17 protein-coding genes and 1 pseudogene are annotated in these 17,009 nt (G+C 71.2%); 11 read left to right on the forward strand and 7 right to left on the reverse strand.

Translation table 11 applies throughout. The annotated features are described in order from the left end of the window. Positions 1–12: 12 nt before the first annotated feature. Positions 13–735 carry a transcriptional repressor LexA gene (gene lexA, locus GXW78_RS24930; RefSeq protein WP_211871624.1) on the reverse strand — a complete coding sequence of 241 codons (723 nt, stop codon included), beginning with the start codon at positions 733–735 and terminating at the stop codon, positions 13–15. 133 nt (positions 736–868) lie between these two features. On the opposite strand from lexA, the gene GXW78_RS24935 reads away from it, so the two are divergent. After that, on the forward strand, positions 869–1,759 hold the full coding sequence (locus GXW78_RS24935) for a glycosyltransferase (protein ID WP_211871625.1): 891 nt from the start codon (positions 869–871) through the stop codon (positions 1,757–1,759). Here GXW78_RS24935 and GXW78_RS24940 read toward each other — a convergent pair. Continuing rightward, a complete protein-coding gene (locus GXW78_RS24940) occupies positions 1,756–1,956 on the reverse strand; it encodes a hypothetical protein (protein ID WP_211871626.1) in 201 nt (66 codons plus the stop codon). The genes GXW78_RS24935 and GXW78_RS24940 overlap by 4 nt on opposite strands. Before the next feature lie 201 nt (positions 1,957–2,157). Between GXW78_RS24940 and rpsD the strand changes: the two genes are divergently transcribed. The 5 genes from rpsD (at position 2,158) to GXW78_RS24965 (ending at position 6,278) form a co-directional block, all read left to right on the forward strand. Beyond that, positions 2,158–2,775 (forward strand): 30S ribosomal protein S4, encoded by a 618-nt coding sequence (gene rpsD, locus GXW78_RS24945; RefSeq protein ID WP_211871627.1) that lies wholly within the window; start codon positions 2,158–2,160, stop codon positions 2,773–2,775. Positions 2,776–2,973: 198 nt separating this feature from the next. Further along, complete coding sequence (locus GXW78_RS24950; RefSeq protein ID WP_211871628.1) at positions 2,974–3,498, forward strand: cysteine dioxygenase family protein; 525 nt, start codon at positions 2,974–2,976, stop codon at positions 3,496–3,498. 74 nt (positions 3,499–3,572) lie between these two features. Beyond that, positions 3,573–4,463, forward strand: coding sequence for a DMT family transporter (locus tag GXW78_RS24955; protein ID WP_211871629.1), 891 nt, complete (start codon positions 3,573–3,575; stop codon positions 4,461–4,463). After that, positions 4,460–5,308, forward strand: a complete 849-nt coding sequence (locus GXW78_RS24960; RefSeq protein WP_211871630.1) for a hypothetical protein — start codon at positions 4,460–4,462, stop codon at positions 5,306–5,308. The genes GXW78_RS24955 and GXW78_RS24960 overlap by 4 nt, the downstream gene beginning before the upstream one ends. 10 nt (positions 5,309–5,318) lie before the next feature. Next, entirely contained in the window at positions 5,319–6,278 is a 960-nt protein-coding gene (locus GXW78_RS24965) for a hypothetical protein (protein WP_211871631.1), read from the forward strand. 252 nt (positions 6,279–6,530) lie between these two features. On the opposite strand, the gene cysN is transcribed toward GXW78_RS24965, so the two are convergent. Next, positions 6,531–8,396, reverse strand: coding sequence for a sulfate adenylyltransferase subunit CysN (gene cysN / locus GXW78_RS24970; RefSeq protein WP_211871632.1), 1,866 nt, complete (start codon positions 8,394–8,396; stop codon positions 6,531–6,533). A 1-nt stretch (position 8,397) separates the two neighbouring features. Then, on the reverse strand, positions 8,398–9,321 hold the full coding sequence (gene cysD / locus GXW78_RS24975; protein WP_338147842.1) for a sulfate adenylyltransferase subunit CysD: 924 nt from the start codon (positions 9,319–9,321) through the stop codon (positions 8,398–8,400). 123 nt (positions 9,322–9,444) lie between these two features. On the opposite strand from cysD, the gene cysQ reads away from it, so the two are divergent. Further along, a complete protein-coding gene (cysQ, locus tag GXW78_RS24980; protein WP_211871633.1) occupies positions 9,445–10,218 on the forward strand; it encodes a 3'(2'),5'-bisphosphate nucleotidase CysQ in 774 nt (257 codons plus the stop codon). Here cysQ and GXW78_RS24985 read toward each other — a convergent pair. After that, a complete protein-coding gene (locus GXW78_RS24985; protein WP_211871634.1) occupies positions 10,190–10,627 on the reverse strand; it encodes a PaaI family thioesterase in 438 nt (145 codons plus the stop codon). The genes cysQ and GXW78_RS24985 overlap by 29 nt on opposite strands. Before the next feature lie 79 nt (positions 10,628–10,706). Between GXW78_RS24985 and GXW78_RS24990 the strand changes: the two genes are divergently transcribed. Together GXW78_RS24990 and GXW78_RS24995 are read left to right on the forward strand one after the other, a co-directional pair. Continuing rightward, on the forward strand, positions 10,707–11,555 hold the full coding sequence (locus GXW78_RS24990; protein WP_338147843.1) for a GNAT family N-acetyltransferase: 849 nt from the start codon (positions 10,707–10,709) through the stop codon (positions 11,553–11,555). 93 nt (positions 11,556–11,648) lie between these two features. Further along, positions 11,649–13,157: a hypothetical protein gene (locus tag GXW78_RS24995; RefSeq protein ID WP_211871635.1), complete on the forward strand. Its 1,509-nt coding sequence runs from the start codon at positions 11,649–11,651 to the stop codon at positions 13,155–13,157. Between the two features lie 35 nt (positions 13,158–13,192). Here the strand turns inward: GXW78_RS24995 and GXW78_RS25000 are convergent, their stop codons facing one another. Next, positions 13,193–13,726, reverse strand: coding sequence for a lipocalin family protein (locus tag GXW78_RS25000; protein WP_211871636.1), 534 nt, complete (start codon positions 13,724–13,726; stop codon positions 13,193–13,195). Position 13,727: 1 nt separating this feature from the next. Beyond that, a complete protein-coding gene (locus GXW78_RS25005) occupies positions 13,728–14,621 on the reverse strand; it encodes a polysaccharide deacetylase family protein (protein WP_211871637.1) in 894 nt (297 codons plus the stop codon). Between the two features lie 104 nt (positions 14,622–14,725). Here GXW78_RS25005 and cydD point away from each other — a divergent pair, with 104 nt between their 5' ends. Further along, the gene (gene cydD, locus GXW78_RS25010; protein WP_211871638.1) at positions 14,726–16,408 is read left to right on the forward strand and encodes a thiol reductant ABC exporter subunit CydD; all 1,683 of its coding nucleotides are present in this window, start codon (positions 14,726–14,728) and stop codon (positions 16,406–16,408) included. Continuing rightward, positions 16,405–17,009: pseudogene (locus GXW78_RS25015) on the forward strand (thiol reductant ABC exporter subunit CydC); the annotation flags it as partial. The gene cydD and the pseudogene GXW78_RS25015, both read left to right, overlap by 4 nt.

A 17,009-nucleotide genomic window follows, 5' to 3' on the forward strand; every position in this document is an offset into this window, starting at 1 on the left:
CGCGGCGCGCGTTCAGTACCGCCGCAGCAATCCCACAAGCCTTCCCTGCACCCGCACGCGGTCGGGCCCGAAGATACGCGTCTCGTGCCGCGGATTGGCGGGCTCCAGGGCGATGGAATTGCCGCGGCGGCGGATCCGCTTCAGCGTGACCTCGTTCTCATCCACCAGGGCGACGACGATGCTGCCATTCTCGGCGGTCTCGGCACGGCTGATGATGACGGTGTCGCCGTCGAGGATACCGGCATCGATCATCGAATCGCCGGCTACCTCCAGCGCATAGTGGTCGCCACCGCCCAGCAGCGAGGCTGGCACGTCGACGCTCGCGCCGTTGTCGCGCAGCGCCTCGATCGGCAGGCCCGCGGCGATTCGGCCATAGAGCGGCAGGGCGACCGGCGCCGCCTCCGTTGTCTCGGCGGCCGGGCGGACCGGGGCATGGGCGCCGAAAGGACCACGAATGACGTTGGGGCCGAGCGGCGCCTCCGTGACCTTGGCGGCGCTCCGCCCGCTGCGCGGCGCGAGATTCTCCGGCAGGCGAATGACCTCGAGTGCGCGGGCGCGATGGGCGCGGCGGCGGAGAAAGCCCCGCTCCTCAAGCGCGGTGATCAGCCTGTGGATACCTGACTTCGACTTCAGTGCCAGCGCCGCCTTCATCTCCTCGAAGGAAGGAGAGAACCCGGTCTCGCGCAGGTGGCGGTCGATGAACATCAGCAACTCGTGCTGCTTGCGCGTCAGCATTCCAGTCCTCCTCCTCGTGCCCAGCGTCGCGACTCGGTCGGAACAAATGGGCAACGTCACCCGCGTTCTATTTAGGTTCCGCAGTCACAGTCAATTGCTTTCGGTTGTGGATGACTCTGTGGATGAAATCAGCGTGACTGGCAGCCTCGCCCCATACTCCGGCCTCTGGCACAGAGGGCCGATGGGCCGCCCCGACATCTCCGTCCTGATCGCCGCCTTCCGCCTGCCGACCGAGGTGCCGGCTGCCGTAGCGTCGGTGCTGGACCGGGCGGCGGGCGTGGCGGTGGAGGTGGTCGTCGCCTCCGATGACGGCACCGACTATGCGCCGCTGCTGCCGCCCGATGCCCGGCTGCGCTTCACGGCGGTCGGACCCGTCGCGAGCGGCGCCCATGCCGCGCGCAACAGGGCGCTGGCTGTCGCGCGTGGCGCGCATCTGCTGATGCTGGATGGCGACGACGCGCTGGAAGGGCCGCAGGATGCCATGGCGCAGGCGCTGGCGACGATGGGGAAGGCAGGCGCCGTCCTGGTTCCATCCGTCGTGTACGATGCGGCCGGGCAGGTCGTACGGCGCATTCCGGCCGAGCGCGCGCGGCGCTTTGGTTTCTCCGGATGGGCTTCGGCCTTCGCATCCCTGCATTTGATCGCCCGGCGCGATCTCGCCACGCCCTTCCGGCCTTTCCGGCTGATCGACGACGTGTTGTTCGACCTTGGAGCCCTCGCGGCGGCGGGCGGCGAGGTGCCGGTCGCGGATGCTCTGACCTATCGCTACCAGCTGCGGCCAGGCCAGGCGACCGACACCGACGGCGGACGCTTCGATGCCGAATATGCGCGCGCACTCGCGCTGATCGCCGCGGACGGCGCTGGCTTCGGGCGCCATGCGGGGGCGGCCGCGGCCGTGCTACGGCGCTGGCGAGCGATGAACCGGCTGGTTGGCGGCGGCGGCTCGCGGCCGGCGCTCGGCGACTATCATCGTGCCGTGGTCGCCTACCTCGAAGGCTCCTGGCCCGCGGGGCGTCGCCGTTAGAGCTTCCGGGCCAGCTTACGCGCCAGCAGCAGCCCGATCCCGCCGCCTGCCGGCGCCGCCGGCAATGCCAGGATCCAGCCGGCATGGTTGCCGCCCAGCACCATCGCAAGCCCGGCATAGAGCATCAGCCCGCCCACCAGGCTGCCGATCACGCCTGCCGTCAGGCCGAGCACAAGGATGTCCGAACGCGATACCATGGCCGAACGGTTAGTCGCCGCGGCCGATGTTTGACAAGCCCCGCCGCGGCACCTATGTCGCCGCCTTCCTTCCGGGAACGTGGACGGGCCTTCGGGGTCCGCGCCCGCCCTGCCGGGTTCTCCGGCTGGGCCTACCGGGACAACAGCCCCTCGGGGCGCAAGAGAAGAGGCCCGCTCGCATAAAGCGGCGGGGTGCAGCGCATGACCAAGCGCGCAGAGTCGAAGTACAAGATCAACCGCCGCCTCGGCGTCAATCTCTGGGGCCGCGCGAAGTCCCCCATCGCCAAGCGCGAATACGGCCCCGGCCAGCACGGCCAGCGCCGCAAGCAGAAGCCGACCGACTTCGGCGTGCAGCTGATGGCGAAGCAGAAGCTCAAGGGCTACTACGGCAACATCGGTGAGAAGCAGTTCCGCAAGTACTACGAGGAAGCCGTGCGCCGTAAGGGCGACACCTCGGAGAACCTGATCGAGCTGCTGGAGCGCCGCCTCGACGCCGTGGTCTACCGCATGAAGCTGGCGGTCACCCCCTTCGCCGCGCGCCAGTTCGTCAACCACGGCCACATCACCGTGAACGGCAAGCGCGTGAACATCGCCTCGTACCTCGTGAAGGATGGCGACCAGATCGAGGTGAAGGAAAAGTCGAAGCAGCTCGTCGTCGTGCTGGACGCCACCCAGTCCGCCGAGCGCGACGTGCCGGAATACGTCGAGGTCGATCACCGCGCGATGCGCGGCAAGTTCCTCCGCGCGCCGAAGCTGTCGGACGTGCCGTACCCGGTGCAGATGGAACCGAACCTGGTGGTCGAGTTCTACAGCCGCTGATCCGGCTGACAATTCGAGCCTGACGCGCGCCGCGGGAGCAATCCCGCGGCGCGCTGCTTTTTTGGGGTCCGCGCGGGGAGGGATCATCCCCTTCGCCCGACGACAGGAGATATGATTTCCACGCCAGAATTTCGTTGCGGAAATTTATGCTCGCATTCTATCTTTCGGCAGCATCAATCATCTCTCTAGGTCCTGCCGATGAACATCATCGCCGCCCACCGCACCGTCGATGCCATGGCCGGCTCCATCGCAGAGGCCCTGCGCGAAGCACCCGCCGACCCGGCCGCCGCCGTTGCCGTGGTTCTCGGCCTCTATGCCGGCGACCCGACGCTCCTGGCCGGCCACCACTGCCCCTGCCGAGCCGAGACCTACATTCGCCACCTGCTGCATGAGGATCCGGAGGACGGCTGGGCCGTGGCCGCGCTGGTCTGGCGACCGGGCCAGATGTCGCCCGTCCATGCCCACAATGCCTGGTGCGCCGTCGGCGTCCATCGCGGCGTGCTGACGGAGGCCTTCTACGACCCGCCGGCCGAGCCGGGTGCCGCGCCCGTCCTCTCCGGCACCGTTCTGCGCCGGCCGGGCGATACCAGCCACGGTTCGGCCCGTGCGGACGCCATCCACCGCCTCGCCAATCTCGGTACCGAGACGGCCATCTCCATCCACGCCTACGGCCTGCCCTATGGTCGCTTCTGCTCCGACCTGAACCGGCTGTTCGCCACCTGAGCAGCACGCGGCATGACTGATCCGCGCCGCCGCAGCGTATCCAGCGGCGGCGGGGCAGGGCAGTCTCCGGGGCGATGAATCCCGGCATTCTGCTCGGCCTCACCCTCGGTATCGCGTGTTCCATCATCTGGGGCGGGCATGCGGTCGTCGCGCGTCCGGCGCTGGCCGGGCAGGGATTCCATCCGCTCGACCTCGCCGCCTTCCGATACGCCCCGGGCGCGCTGCTGCTGGCGCCGTTCGCCTGGCGGGCGCGCGCGACGCTGGCACGCATCGGCTGGCGGCGGCTGCTGGTGCTCGCCTTCTTCGGCGGGGCGCCGAACCTGCTGCTGTTCGTCTGCGCGCTGCTTTACGCACCGGCCTCCCACGGCGGGACGATAGCGCCGATGGTCACGCCGATCGCCGGCGCCCTGCTCGCCATTCCGCTGATCGGCGAATGGCCGTCCCGCGGCCGCGCCGTCGCGCTGGCCGTGATGGGCATGGGCGTGCTGATGATCGGATGGGACGGCGTGGCCGGGGACCATCCGGGCGCGTGGCGCGGCGACATCCTGCTGCTGCTCGCGGGTGCGACGTGGTCGGTCTTCACCGTGCTGCTGCGCCGCTGGCAGGTGCCCGCCATCCCGGCGACCGCCGCCGTCACCATTATCTCCGCCAGCGTCGTGCTGCCGGTCTGGCTGCCCTGGCGCGCAGCGGAGATGGCCGCGATCCCTACCGGTCCGCTGCTCGTGCAACTCGCGGCGCAGGGCATCGCCCTCGGCACGCTCGCGATGTTCCTTTATGCGCGGGCCGTGGAGTTGCTCGGCCCGACGCGTGCGGCCACCCTGTCCATCATGGTGCCCGTGACCGCCCTGCTGCTTGCCGGCCTTCTGCTGAACGAGCCGATCTCGCTGCTGCAGGTGTCCGGCGCGACCCTTGCCGCCGGCGGCATGCTGGCCGCAGTGCTGTTCACCGGCCGGAAGACCGCGTGACGGACCTCGCCCTCGCCACCTCCATCCCGCCTGTCATGCGACGTCCCGGTCCCGGCGGCGAGGATGCCGGCCCCGGCTGGCGGGCCGCCTGCGCCGCCTCCTGGACAGCGCCCGGCTGGCGCGTTCTGACGGTCAATCCCGCCGCCGAGATTGCCACCCTCGATCTTCCCGCAGGCATCGAACCCATCCCCGCCGAGCCCGGCGTGGCCGAGGCCTTCGGCCGCCCCGGCACCTGGGTGTCCGACGCGCTGGCGCAGGCGCTCGCGACCGGCGCGCCGGTCGTGGGCATCGTCAACGCCGATATCCGGCTCGACCTCAGCGCTGCGCAGCGCGCCGCGCTCGTCGAACGCGCCCGCGACCGCATCCTTGCCTGCAACCGGATGGAGATCGACCATCCGAGCCAGGCGGAAGGCCCGTTCTATCGCTACGGCTACGACCTGGTGCTGATGCCGCGCCACCTCGCCGCCGCCATCGACATGCGTGGCTTCGCACTCGGCGTTCCGTGGTGGGATTATTGGATCCTGCTCGATGCCCTGATGCAGGGGATCCCGGTCGAGGTGGTGCAATGCGCCGCCATCCGCCACCTCAGCCATAGCGCCGCTTGGCAGCGACCCGCATGGCTCGGCGCGCTGCGCGGCATGATGGCGCATGTCGTGCCCCGCCGTGCCGCCCTGTCGCGCCTCGGCATGGGCAGTGTCGCGGAGGCTGTCGTCGATCTCCTGGCCGCGGTGGCGGCGGCACCGGAGGAAAGCTATCCCCTCGACCAGCTCGCCGAGACGGCCGGCACGCGCTTCGGCATCGAGGTCGTGCGCCTCGCCGAACGCAACGCCTGGACGATGGAATGAGAGGAACGCGGTGACCTGGCGCCGGCGCTACGTGCACGACATGCTGTTCGGGATCGAAGGCAGCGGGTGGCATCCGCCGAGCATGCGCGACGCCACCGGCTTCCGCTGGAGCGGACCGGGGCGCTTCTCCATCCTTCGCGTGCCGCTTCCAGAGGGCGCCGGCCGCGGCGAGGCCCACATCGCACTGGTCGATCCCGAGCCGATCCCGGAGGTCGCGATCTTCCTGAACGGCCATCGCCTGGTGGCCACGCCGCGGCGGCTCGGCGCCATGGCGGTGCTCGACTTCGGCTGGGACGCCGCAGCCATGGCCGGGGAGCGGCAGGCCGAGTTCTGGTTCCACGCCGCCGCCCTGCGCCAGTTGCCCGCACCCGGGCAGGGCATGCGAGCGGTCGGCTTCCGGCTGTCGTCGCTCGTGCTCGAACCCAGGCAGGAAGGCGCCGCGTCGGCGGGCGGGGCGCTGGCGCTGATCGCCGGGCGGCGTTTCCTGGAGGAACGCCTGCCGGTCACCCCCGGGCGGGCGCGGCTTGCCTTTCTGGCCGATGGCACGGCGCGCCTGCTCGACATGCGGCTCGAGGCTGCGCGGCTCGGCCCGACCCCGCAGGCGCACCTCGCCTGCGCGCTGCGGGCGGAGGCGGAAGCGCTGGAACTCGCCATCGCCTCGCCGGGCCTGCCCGCCTTGCGCGCAGCGATGTCGGCGGCGGGCGATGTCACGCTTCCCGATGGGCTATCGCCGCGCGACACGCTGCTGCTTGCCCGCCTGCTCACCGCCTTGCCGGATGCCTATGCCGCGTGGCTCGACGAGGCGATGGCGCGCGCGGCGCCGGACGCGGCGCTGCTGGCGGCATGGCGGCGCAGCCTGGCGCAGCTGGCGCGGGGTTCCGAAGCCAGGTTGGCGGCGCTGATCGCGGATGGGCCGGACCCGTTTGCGGGGGACCCGAGGGCGGCGTTCGCGTGGCCGAGGGCGGCGTGACGCGGCGCTGTTGAATTGGAGGGGCGTTGCCCCTCCAAGCCTCCCCAGCAAAGGCCGAAGGGCCTTTGCAAACCTCGACTTGGCGACCGGCACCGAGGGCAGAACGATGCCTCGACCCGCTCCCGTGCTCGAAGCGCGCTAGGGGGGATTGCACGACACAACTGCCCGGTACCAGGTAGCTGCGGTCCAGGATGCCCAGCATCCTGGTGGGGAGAGGCTTGGAGAGGGGCGACGCCCCTCTCCAACATCACCTCAGCAGCCGATCCCCCGCGCCCGCAACTGTGCCAGCACCTCCGCCGCGCAATCCTCCGGCGTCCGCCCCGGCGTTCGCACCAGCAACTCCGGGTCTTCCGGCGCTTCATACGGGCTGTCGATGCCGGTGAAGTTCTTGATCTGCCCGGCTTGCGCCTTCGCATACAGCCCCTTGGGGTCGCGCTGGATGCAGGCCTCGATCGGCGTGTCGACGAACACCTCGACGAACTCGCCTTCGGCCAGTAGCCCCCGCACCATCTGCCGTTCCGCACGGAAGGGCGAGATGAAGGAGCACAGCACGATCATCCCGGCATCGACGAACAGCTTCGCGACCTCGCCCACGCGGCGGATGTTCTCGACGCGGTCCTCGGCGGTGAAGCCGAGGTCGCGGCACAGCCCGTGGCGGACATTGTCACCATCCAGGCTGTAGGTCTGCCGCCCGGCGCGATGCAGCGCCAGCTCGACGATGTTCGCGATGGTGGATTTGCCCGAACCCGACAGGCCGGTGAACCACAGCACCATCGGCTTGTTGCCGACCAGGGCGGCGCGCGCCGCCTTGTCCACGGTGAAGTGCTCGTGGTGGATGTTCGACGCCCGGCGCAGCGGGAAGGCGACCATGCCGGCGCCGGCGGTGCGGTTGGTGAAGCGGTCCACCAGGATGAAGGCGCCGGTCGTGCGGTTCTCGGCATAGGGGTCGATCGGGATCGGCTGGCCGGCGGAGAAGTTGCAGAAGCCGATCTCGTTCAGCGACAGGCGCCGTGCCGCATGCTCCTCGAGCGTGTTTACATCCACGCGGTGCCGGATCGAGGTGACGGAGCACGGCGTCCAGACATTGCCGATGCGCATGAGGTAGGAGCGGCCCGGCAGCATCGCCTCCTCATCCATCCACAGCAGGTGACCGGCGAACTGGTCGGCGACCGCGGGGCGTTCGGCGGGGCGGACGATGATGTCGCCGCGGGCGACGTCCACCTCGTCCTCCAGCGTCAGCGTCACGGCCTGGCCGGCCTCCGCGACCGGCAGGTCGCCATCGGCGGTGACGATGCGCGCAATACGCGACGCCTTGCCGGAGGCCGCGACGATCACTTGGTCCCCCGCCGCGATCCGCCCCGAGGCGATGGTGCCGGCGAAACCGCGGAAGTCGAGGTTCGGCCGGTTCACCCACTGGACGGGGAAGCGGAAGGGCTTCGCGCCGAGATCCTGCGAGACGTCGACGCCTTCGAGATGCTCGACCAGCGTCGGCCCATGATACCAGGGCGTGTTGCCCGATTTCGACGTGACGTTGTCGCCATACCGCGCGCTCATCGGGATCGGCATGACGGAACGGAAGCCGAGCTCGGAGGCGAAGGTGACGTAGTCGCCGACGATGCGGTCGAAGGTGTCCTCGCTGAAGTTCACGAGGTCGATCTTGTTCACCGCCACGACGATGTCGCGGATGCCGAGCAGCGAGCAGATGTAGGAATGCCGGCGCGTCTGCGTCAACACGCCCTTGCGCGCATCGATCAGGATGACGGCGAGCGAGGCGCCCGACGCGCCCGTCGCCATGTTGCGCGTGTACTGCTCATGGCCCGGCGTGTCGGCGACGATGAAGGCGCGCTTCGGCGTCTGGAAGAAGCGATAGGCGACGTCGATGGTGATGCCCTGCTGGCGTTCCGCCTCCAGCCCATCCACCAGCAGCGCCAGGTCGATGTCGTCGCCGGTCGTGCCGTGCTTGCGGCTGTCCTTGGTGATCGCCGCCAGCGTGTCCTCGAAGATGAGCTGGCTGTCGTAGAGCAGGCGACCGATCAGCGTGGACTTGCCGTCATCGACGGACCCGCAGGTGAGGAAACGCAGAAGCTCGCGGTTCTCCGGCGCGCGGTGATGGGTCATCTCAGAAATACCCCTCGCGCTTCTTCTTCTCCATCGACGCGTCCTCGTCGGTGTCGATCAGGCGCCCCTGCCGCTCGCTGGTCCTGGCCGCGCGCATCTCGGCGATGATGTCGGGCAGCGTCGCCGCCTCGCTCTCGACGGCGCCGGACAGCGGGTAGCAGCCGAGGGTGCGGAAGCGGACCATGCGCATCTCGGGCGTCTCGCCCGCGTTCAGCGGCAGGCGGTCATCATCCACCATGATCCAGGTGCCGGACCGCTTCACCACCGGCCGCTGCTTCGCGAAATACAGCGGCACGACCGGGATGTCCTCGGCGAGCACGTAGTCCCACACGTCGTATTCGGTCCAGTTGGACAGCGGGAAGACGCGGATGCTCTCGCCGTCGCGGATGCGCGTGTTGAACAGCGACCACAGCTCGGGGCGCTGCGCGCGCGGGTCCCAGGAATGGCCGGGGCCGCGGAAGGAGAAGATGCGTTCCTTGGCGCGCGACTTCTCCTCATCCCGCCGCGCGCCGCCGAAGGCGGCATCGAAGCCGAATTTGTCGAGCGCCTGCTTCAGCGCGTCCGTCTTCATCACCTGCGTGTGCAGTGCGGAGCCCGAGGCGATCGGGCCGATGCCGCGCGCGACGCCATCGGGGTTCGTATGGACCAGCAGCTCCATGCCGACCTGCTTCGCCATCATGTCGCGGAAGGCGATCATCTCGCGGAACTTCCACAGCGTATCGACATGCATCAGCGGGAAGGGCGGCTTGCCGGGCGCGAACGCCTTCAGCGCGAGATGCAGCATCACGCCGGAATCCTTGCCGATGCTGTAGAGCATCACGGGCTTGCGAAACGCAGCGGCGACCTCGCGGATGATACCGATCGATTCGGCTTCGAGCCGCGCCAGATGCGGCGTCAGGGGCGCTTTCGTGGAAGTGCTCGGCACGGGTCCCTCGACATGGTGGCGGCGCAGCGAAATCCTTGTGCGGCGCAGCGTTGCCTCTTCCCATGGCGCATTCTTCCGCGCAAGTTTCCGGCCTTTCCCCGCCAGGAGACGCGCCACGTGCCCATGGACCCCGACGCTCGCCTTCAGCTCGCCGAGCGTTTCGCCGTCATCGCCGACGCGGCCGGCGCGCGGGTCATGGCGGTGTATGGCACGGCGGAGGCAACGGCGAAGATCGATGGCAGCCCGGTGACCGAGGCTGATCTCGTTGCTCACGCCACGATTCTCGAAGGCCTGGCGCGCGACTGTCCCGGCATTCCCGTCGTGTCGGAGGAAGATGCGGCGCACCGCACGCCCGATCCGCATGAGGCATTCATCCTGGTCGATCCGCTGGATGGCACGCGCGAATTCATCTCGCGTAATGGTGAGTTCACGGTGAACATCGCGCTGATCGAGGCAGGCTGCCCGGTCGCCGGGGTGGTGCTGGCGCCCGCGCTCGACAGGATGTGGATCGGTGCGGCTGGCGCCGGCGCACGGATGCGTGCCGCCGGGGAGGCCGCATGGCGGACCATCGGCTGTCGCCATCCGGCCGGCGACGGCGTTGTCTGCGTGGCCAGCCGGTCGCATCGCGATGCGGACACCGAGGCGTTCCTCGCCGCCCAGGCGGTGTCCGGCCTGCGCTCGGTCGGCTCCTCGCTGAAGTTCTGCCTCGTTGCGGAAGGCGAGGCCGACATCTATCCACGCTTCGGTCCGACCATGGAATGGGACACCGCCGCAGGCCAGGCGGTGCTGGAAGCCGCCGGCGGACGGGTGCTGTGCCCCGACGGCACGCCCTTCCGCTACGGCAAGCCCGGCTGGCGAAACGGCCCCTTCATCGGCTGGGGCGCGGCGCCGCGCTGACCGCAGCCCAGGAGGTCGTCACATGCGCGGCGACCTCCTCCGATGCCTCCGAGCGGATCAGCACCTCGCCGACGATGATGCGGCCGCGCTTGAGCAGTCGCGCTTCGGCGATAACCGGGCCGGGCGCGAGGCGGCGCATGAAGTGGATCGTCAGGCTGGTGGTCAGGCTCTCATCCCGCCCGCAGGTCACGCCGAACAACGCCGCCCACATCGCGACATCTGCCAGCCCCATCAGCGCAGGCCCTGAGACGGTGCCGCCCGGCCGCAGCAGCTCCTCCCGCCAAGGCAGCCGGCAGGTGGCGAGGCCACCGGCGGCCGAGATCACCTCGATCCCCCAGGCAGCGGCGAGCGGCACGCCGCGATGCATGATGGCCTCGATCGCCGCGGGGGAGGGAGCTTCGTCATCCATGTCCCGGTCTGTAGCGCGGCGAACCCACCCCTGACAGGCCGGCATGGCGCGCGGCGCGGCCGCCGCGTAGCCTGACGCGGTGAGCACCGCCACCATCCGCACCATGCGGCCGGAAGACCTGTCGCTCGCCCTCGACTGGGCGGCGGCGGAGGGCTGGAATCCCGGCCTCTCCGACGCCGCATGCTTCCTCGCCGCCGACCCGGACGGGTTCCTGCTCGCTGAACTCGATGGCGAGCCGATCGGCTGCGTCTCCGCGGTGCGCTATGGCGAGGGCTTCGGCTTCCTCGGCTTCTACATCGTCCGCCCGGCGCATCGCGGGCGGGGCCATGGCATCGCGCTGTGGCGGGCAGCTATGGCGCGGCTGCGGCCGGGGGTGGTCGGGCTCGACGGCGTGGTGGCGCAGCAGGCGAATTACCGCCGGTCGGGCTTCGGCCTACAGCATCGCAACATCCGCTTTGCCGCCGCCGCGCCCCGCGTGCCGCACCAGCCCGATGCGCCACCGGTCCTCGACGCCCGCACCCAGCCCTTTGACGCCATAGCGGCCTTCGACCGGCGCTTCTTCCCCGCGCCGCGCGACGCCTTCCTGCGCGCCTGGATCGGCGCGCCCGGCCACGTCGCCCGCGCCGTGGCGGGCCTGGGCGGCCTGCGCGGCCTTGCCGTGCTGCGGCCCTGCCGGGAAGGATCCAAGATCGGCCCGCTCTTCGCCCAGGACCCCGTCACCGCCCGCGCGCTGTTCGCCGACATGCTCGCGGCCGCGCCGCCCGGCCCGGTCTTCCTGGACCTGCCGGAACCCAACGCCGACGCCCTGGCCATGGCGCGGGACGCCGGGATGGCGCCGGCCTTCGAGACCGCCCGGATGTACGCGGGCGCGCCGCCATCCCTGCCGCTGGACGCCATCTACGGCATCACCAGCTTCGAACTGGGTTAGTGTGAAGCCCTTCGGAAGCGTTGGCCTCCCGAGGTTGACCCCCGCGCCCCGCAGGCGGTAGCGCTGTCCCCGCACCGAACAGGGGATAACGCGATGCTTCGGCCGACCGCCCGCCGCGCCGTGCGCACCACCACGATGGCAGCGGCGGGGCTTCTGGCTCTTGCCGTCGTCCTCCCTCTGCCAGGCGCCGCGCAGCCGGCGCCTCCCCCGGAACCGGCGCGCGAGCTGGCCGACGCTCTGTCGCTGCCGCCGCTCGCCCTGGGCGTGCCCGTGGCGGTCCGGCTCAATCGCGGCCAGGCCGCCTTCTTCCGCCTGCCGGAGAATGTCGGCGACATCGCCGCCCTGACGCGTCGCCTGGCGCGCGACACCGACACGGTGCTGGCCCTCTACGATTCGCACGGACGCCTGCTCGAGGAGGATGACGATGGCGGCGACGAAATGCTCGCCTCCCGCATCGACATCAGCGCCACCCAGCGCGGCCCGCTGATCCTGCGCGCGAGCCTGCTGGATGGTGGCGCCGGCCGCTTCGAGGTGATGCTCGAAGCCGCCCCGGCGCGTGCCGCGGATGCGCCGCCGCGTACCCTCGCCGAGGCTGCCGGCCGCCCGGGCCTGACGGTCGGCGAGCCGCTGCGCCTGACGCTGCGCGGCCGGCAGGAAGCCTATGTCGCTCTACCGGCCGATGCGCCGGACCTGATCGCCGTCACCCGCGGGCTGTCGCCGGGCACCGACACCGTGCTCACCCTGGTCGACGCCAATGGCCGTGAGCTCGCCTCCGACGACGATGGCGGGGAGGAGCAGCTCGCCTCCCGCCTCGAGATCCCGGCCGCGCAGCGCCGGCCGCTGTTCCTGCGCATCGGCACGCTTGGCGGCGGCGGCGGCACCTTCGACGTCGTGATCCAGCCCGACGCCCCCGCCGCCACCCCGACCTTCCCTCGCTCGATGCGGGAGGCGACGGCCGCGCCCGCGCTCACCGTCGGTCAGACGGTGCCGCTGCGCCTGCGTCGCGGCCAGTCCGCGCTGTTCCGCCTGCCGGAAGGCGACATCGCCGTCGTCACACGCAACCTCGGCCGCGGCGTCGATACCGTGCTGACGCTGCTCGACGCCGAGGGCCAGGAGATGAGCGAGGACGATGACGGCGGCGGCGGCCTCGCCTCCCGCCTCGAAATCGGCGCCGGCGAGGCGCGTCCGATCTTCGTGCGAATCCGGCTGCTCGGCGACAGCGCCGGCACCTTCGAACTCGCGGTCGAGGCCGACACACCGCAGGCCGTGACCTTCCCGACCTCGCTCGAGGCGGCTGCCGCCGCACCGATGCTCCAGCCTGGCCAGGCGGTATCGATCCGGCTGCGCCGCGGGCAGTCGGCGTTCTTCATGTTGCCGGCCGGCCAGCAGGTGGTCATGACGCGCGACCTGCGCGACGGCACGGATACGGTGCTGGAAATCCTCGACCCCAACGGCCGCATGCTGGCGGAAGACGACGACGGCGGCGGCGGCTTCGCCTCGCGGATCGAGGTCGCCGAAGTGGGCAAGGGGCCGCTGTTCGTGCGTGCCGGTATCCTCGGCGACACGGGCGGGCAGTTCGAACTGGTGCTGACGCCGCGGTAACCTGTGGGGGAGGGGCTTTGGCCCCTCCCGTCCTATCACCCGCCGGGCTGCGCCGTGCGTTGCAGCCTGCCGGTATCGAACCCTTCCCGCGCCGCGATCGCCACCGCCGCGTCGAATGCCGCGGGCGCCATCTGCGGCGTCCGCGAGAGCACCCACAGGTAGTCGCGCCCCGGCGCGCCGACGACCGCCCAGCGGTACTCCGGGTCCAACCCGATCACCCAGTAATCCCCGTAGAACGGCCAGAAGAACGACACCCGGAGCCGGTCGTTCCCTGGCGAGGCGCTGTACGCAACGCCCTCCGCCACCTTCTCCTCGCCATTCTCCAACGCGTTGCGGCAGCGGTTGACCACGCCGATCCGGCCATCGGGGCGGGCGGTGTAGGTCGCCGTCACCGCCTCGCAGCGCAGCCGAGCGCCGTCCTGGAAGGATGTCGGGAAGCGCGCCACCTCGTACCAGGTGCCGACGTAACGCTGCAGGTCCACGGTGCCGACCGTTCGCGGGGTGCCGGGGCCGGGCTCCGGCGCGCAGGCGGCGAACAGCAGCGGCAGGGCAAGGATCAATCGGCGCATGTCAGCTCCCCGGAACGGTGCCCGCCGGCAGGGAAAGGACGTGGTCCAGGATGCCGCCCGCGGTGGTGATCCAGACAACGTCGCGCCGCGACGAAAGATGCGACAGCGCCCGCCGCAACTGCCGCAGCCGATGGGGCTGGCCCACCAGATAGGGATGCAGCGCGATGCCCATGACCTGCGGCAGCCCGTCTCGCGTCTGGTGCAGCCTCTCCTCGAAGTCGTCGACGATCATGTCGGCGAACTGCGCAGCGGCGTCCTTGCGGGCGACGATGGAGGGGATGTCGTTGACCTCCTGCGGATAGGGAATGGCGAGCAGCCGCCCGGCCCGGGTCCGCTTCCACACCGGCGCGTCATCCGCGCACCAGTTCAGCGAGTAGCGATACCCGGCCTCCGCCAGCAGGTCGGGCGTAACGCGCGACTCGGCAATCCAGGGGGACAGCCAGCCGCGTGGCGCGGCCCCTTCATTGGCGGCCATCACCGCCGTGCAATCCGCGATCAGCGCGTGTTCCTCGCACTCGGCCATCACGGATTGGCGTTCGGAATTGGTTCGCCCGTGGCCGGCGATCTCGTCGCCGCGGGCGCGGTGCGCGGCCACCAGCGCGGGCGCATAGGCATACATCGCGCTGTTCAGCAGCACGGTCGCGGGGAAGCCGGTCTCCTCCAGCAGCTCGATCAGCCGCCAGGCCCCGACGCGGTTGCCATAGTCCCGCCAGGCGAAGTTCAGCACGTCCGGCTGCGGCCCGCCCGGCGCCAACTCCGCGCCGAGCCCCTCCCCGAACGCGAAATGCTCCAGGTTCACGCCGAGATAGACCGCGAGCCTCGCCCCGCCCGGCCAGGCATAGGCCGCCCGGTGCGGCCAGGCGTGATAATCGTAGCGGTCATGGGTGGGCAGCATCGTGTCGTCCTCTGCGGCGCGCCCGTGATGAGGGGCGGCGGGATGCCGGGCAAGCCGCGTGCCGGAATTCCCGTGCGGGACGTTCCCGGCTATACCCCCGCGCCATGGCGTCCTCCTCGTCGGGCGCGGAAGCCGCGGCCGCGTCCCTGCTGAAGCGGGAGGCGCGGTCGGAACGCGCCCGCCTCATGTCCCCCGTGCTGCTCGGCCTTGGCATCGCCGCCTGTGGCATCGCACAGGCGATACTGCTGGCTCGGCTGCTGGCAACGCTGCTCGGCAGGGCCGATGCCGGCTGGGCGGAACTCGCCGCTGCGGCCGCGCTCGCCCTTCTCATGGCCGCCCTTGGCATTGCCCAGGAACGCGCTCAGCTCGCGGCCGGGGAAGACGCGAAGGCGCGCCTCCGCGCCGCCGCCTTCGCCCGCCTGCTCGCCGCCGGCCCGGCCGATGACCGAGCGGTGGGGGAGAAAAGCGCCCTCGTCGTCGAACGCATCGAGGCGCTGGAGGGCTATTTCGCCCGCTGGCTGCCCGCCGCGATGCTGGCGGTGCTGGCACCCCTGATGGTCGCGGCGGCGGCGGCGATCGCCGATCCGCTCAGCGGCCTGATCCTGTTCGCCGGCGGGCTGCTGGTGCCTGTCATGCAGGCCATCACCGGCATCGGCGCCGCGCAGGCGAGCCGCCGGCAATTCGCGGCACTGCAACGCCTGTCCGGCCGTTTCCTCGACCGCATGCGCGGCCTGCCGGTACTCGTGCTGTTCAACCAGCAGCAGGCCGAAGCCGAGCGCCTGGGCGTCGCCGCGAACGACCTGCGCCGGCGCACCATGCGCGTGCTCCGCGTCGCCTTCGTCTCGGCTGGTGCGATGGAGCTGATCATCGCAGCGGTGCTCGCCTCGCTCGCCTATCAGCACGGCGCGCTGGTGCGCGGCACGCACCCGGCGCCGGTGACGGCGCTGTTCACGCTGCTGCTGGTGCCCGCCTTCTTCGCGCCGCTGCGCGCCTTCTCCGCGGCGTATCACGAACAGCTCGCCGCCCGCGGCGCCGCGGCCGACCTCGCACCACTCCTCGACGCACCGGAGGCCGAAGGGCTGCTGCTTGAGGACGTGCCGCCCAAGGTCACCATCACCTTCCAGGACGTGAAGCTGCGCTATGCGCCTGACCGGCCGCCTGCGCTGGACGGCCTGTCCCTCCGCGTCACGGCCGGGGAGACACTGCTGCTGACCGGCGCATCCGGCGCAGGCAAGTCCACGGTGCTGCGCATCCTGATGGGCTTCCGCCGGCCCGATGGCGGCCGCGTCGCGATCAACGGCCGGGACGCCATGCTGCTGAAGCCGGCGGAGCTGCGCCGGCTCTGCTCCTATGTCGGGCAACGCGCCTTCATCTTCCGCGCTTCGATCCGCGACAACATCCGCTTCGCCCGGCCCGAGGCCGACGACGCCGCCGTCGAGGCGGCCGCCCGCGCCGCGCAGGTGATGGAGTTCGCCGCCGCCCTGCCGCAGGGCCTCGACACCCAGGTGGGGGAGGGCGGCTTTGGCCTGTCGGGTGGACAAGCGCAGCGCGTCGCCGTGGCCCGCGCCTTCCTGCGCGACACGCCGCTGGTGCTGCTGGACGAGCCGACCGCCCATCTCGACCCGGGGACGGAGGCGGTGGTGCTCGATGCGGTCCGCCGCCTCTGCATCGGCCGCACCGCGATCGTGGCGACGCATGCGCGGGCCGCGCGCAAGGCCTTTGGCCAGATGCTGGAACTCCAGGCCGGCCGTGCGGCCGGCGGCGGCAGCCGGATGGCGGGCGAGTGATGCGGCGCGACGTGATGCGGATCCTCGGTCTCTGGCGCGGCCATGCCGGGTGGCTCGCGGCCGGCGTCGCGGTTGCGATGGTCTCGGCGCTCGCGGGCGTCGCGTTGCTGGTGCTGGCCGCGCGCGTGATCGCCGCCGCCGTGGCGCCGGACCCGGCCGGGGCAGTGGCGGTTGCCGGCGCCGGCCTCGCCGCGCTGGTGTGGCTGCGCACGACGATGCTGGTGCGCCCCGTCGCCCGCTACCTCGAGCGGCTGGTGACACATGAAGCGACCTTCCGCGCGCTGGCAGGCATGCGGGTCTGGTTCTTCACGCGGCTCGCCGAGCGCCTGCCGGCCGGGCTCGGCCTGCGTCGCGCGGGCGATCTGCTCGGCCGGCTGGTCGCGGATGTCGAGGCACTGGACGGGCTCTACCTGCGCGTCATCGTGCCGGGCGCCGCCTCGCTCGCCGTGGCGCTGACCGCGGCGCTGGCGGTGGGCGTGGCGCAGCCGGGCCTCGCCGCCATCCTCGCTCTGCCGCTCACCGCCGCCCTGATCCTGCCGCTGCTGCTCGCACCCGCCGCCGCCCGCGCCGGCACCCGCGCCGCCGAGGCGCAGGGCGCGCT

It is taken from the genome of Neoroseomonas terrae (genome assembly GCF_018129025.1).
GTDB lineage: Bacteria > Pseudomonadota > Alphaproteobacteria > Acetobacterales > Acetobacteraceae > Neoroseomonas > Neoroseomonas terrae.

What these genes read in the sequence shown, in the direction of transcription:
- GXW78_RS25000 (WP_211871636.1), bottom strand. Translation starts at nt 13,726, where the DNA reads ATGCGCCGATTGATCCTTGCCCTGCCGCTGCTGTTCGCCGCCTGCGCG.
- GXW78_RS24995 (WP_211871635.1), top strand. Translation starts at nt 11,649, where the DNA reads ATGCTTCGGCCGACCGCCCGCCGCGCCGTGCGCACCACCACGATGGCA.
- GXW78_RS24950 (WP_211871628.1), top strand. Translation starts at nt 2,974, where the DNA reads ATGAACATCATCGCCGCCCACCGCACCGTCGATGCCATGGCCGGCTCC.
- lexA (WP_211871624.1), bottom strand. Translation starts at nt 735, where the DNA reads ATGCTGACGCGCAAGCAGCACGAGTTGCTGATGTTCATCGACCGCCAC.
- cydD (WP_211871638.1), top strand. Translation starts at nt 14,726, where the DNA reads ATGGCGTCCTCCTCGTCGGGCGCGGAAGCCGCGGCCGCGTCCCTGCTG.
- GXW78_RS25005 (WP_211871637.1), bottom strand. Translation starts at nt 14,621, where the DNA reads ATGCTGCCCACCCATGACCGCTACGATTATCACGCCTGGCCGCACCGG.
- GXW78_RS24940 (WP_211871626.1), bottom strand. Translation starts at nt 1,956, where the DNA reads ATGGTATCGCGTTCGGACATCCTTGTGCTCGGCCTGACGGCAGGCGTG.
- GXW78_RS24985 (WP_211871634.1), bottom strand. Translation starts at nt 10,627, where the DNA reads ATGGATGACGAAGCTCCCTCCCCCGCGGCGATCGAGGCCATCATGCAT.
- GXW78_RS24955 (WP_211871629.1), top strand. Translation starts at nt 3,573, where the DNA reads ATGAATCCCGGCATTCTGCTCGGCCTCACCCTCGGTATCGCGTGTTCC.
- rpsD (WP_211871627.1), top strand. Translation starts at nt 2,158, where the DNA reads ATGACCAAGCGCGCAGAGTCGAAGTACAAGATCAACCGCCGCCTCGGC.
- cysN (WP_211871632.1), bottom strand. Translation starts at nt 8,396, where the DNA reads ATGACCCATCACCGCGCGCCGGAGAACCGCGAGCTTCTGCGTTTCCTC.
- cysQ (WP_211871633.1), top strand. Translation starts at nt 9,445, where the DNA reads ATGGACCCCGACGCTCGCCTTCAGCTCGCCGAGCGTTTCGCCGTCATC.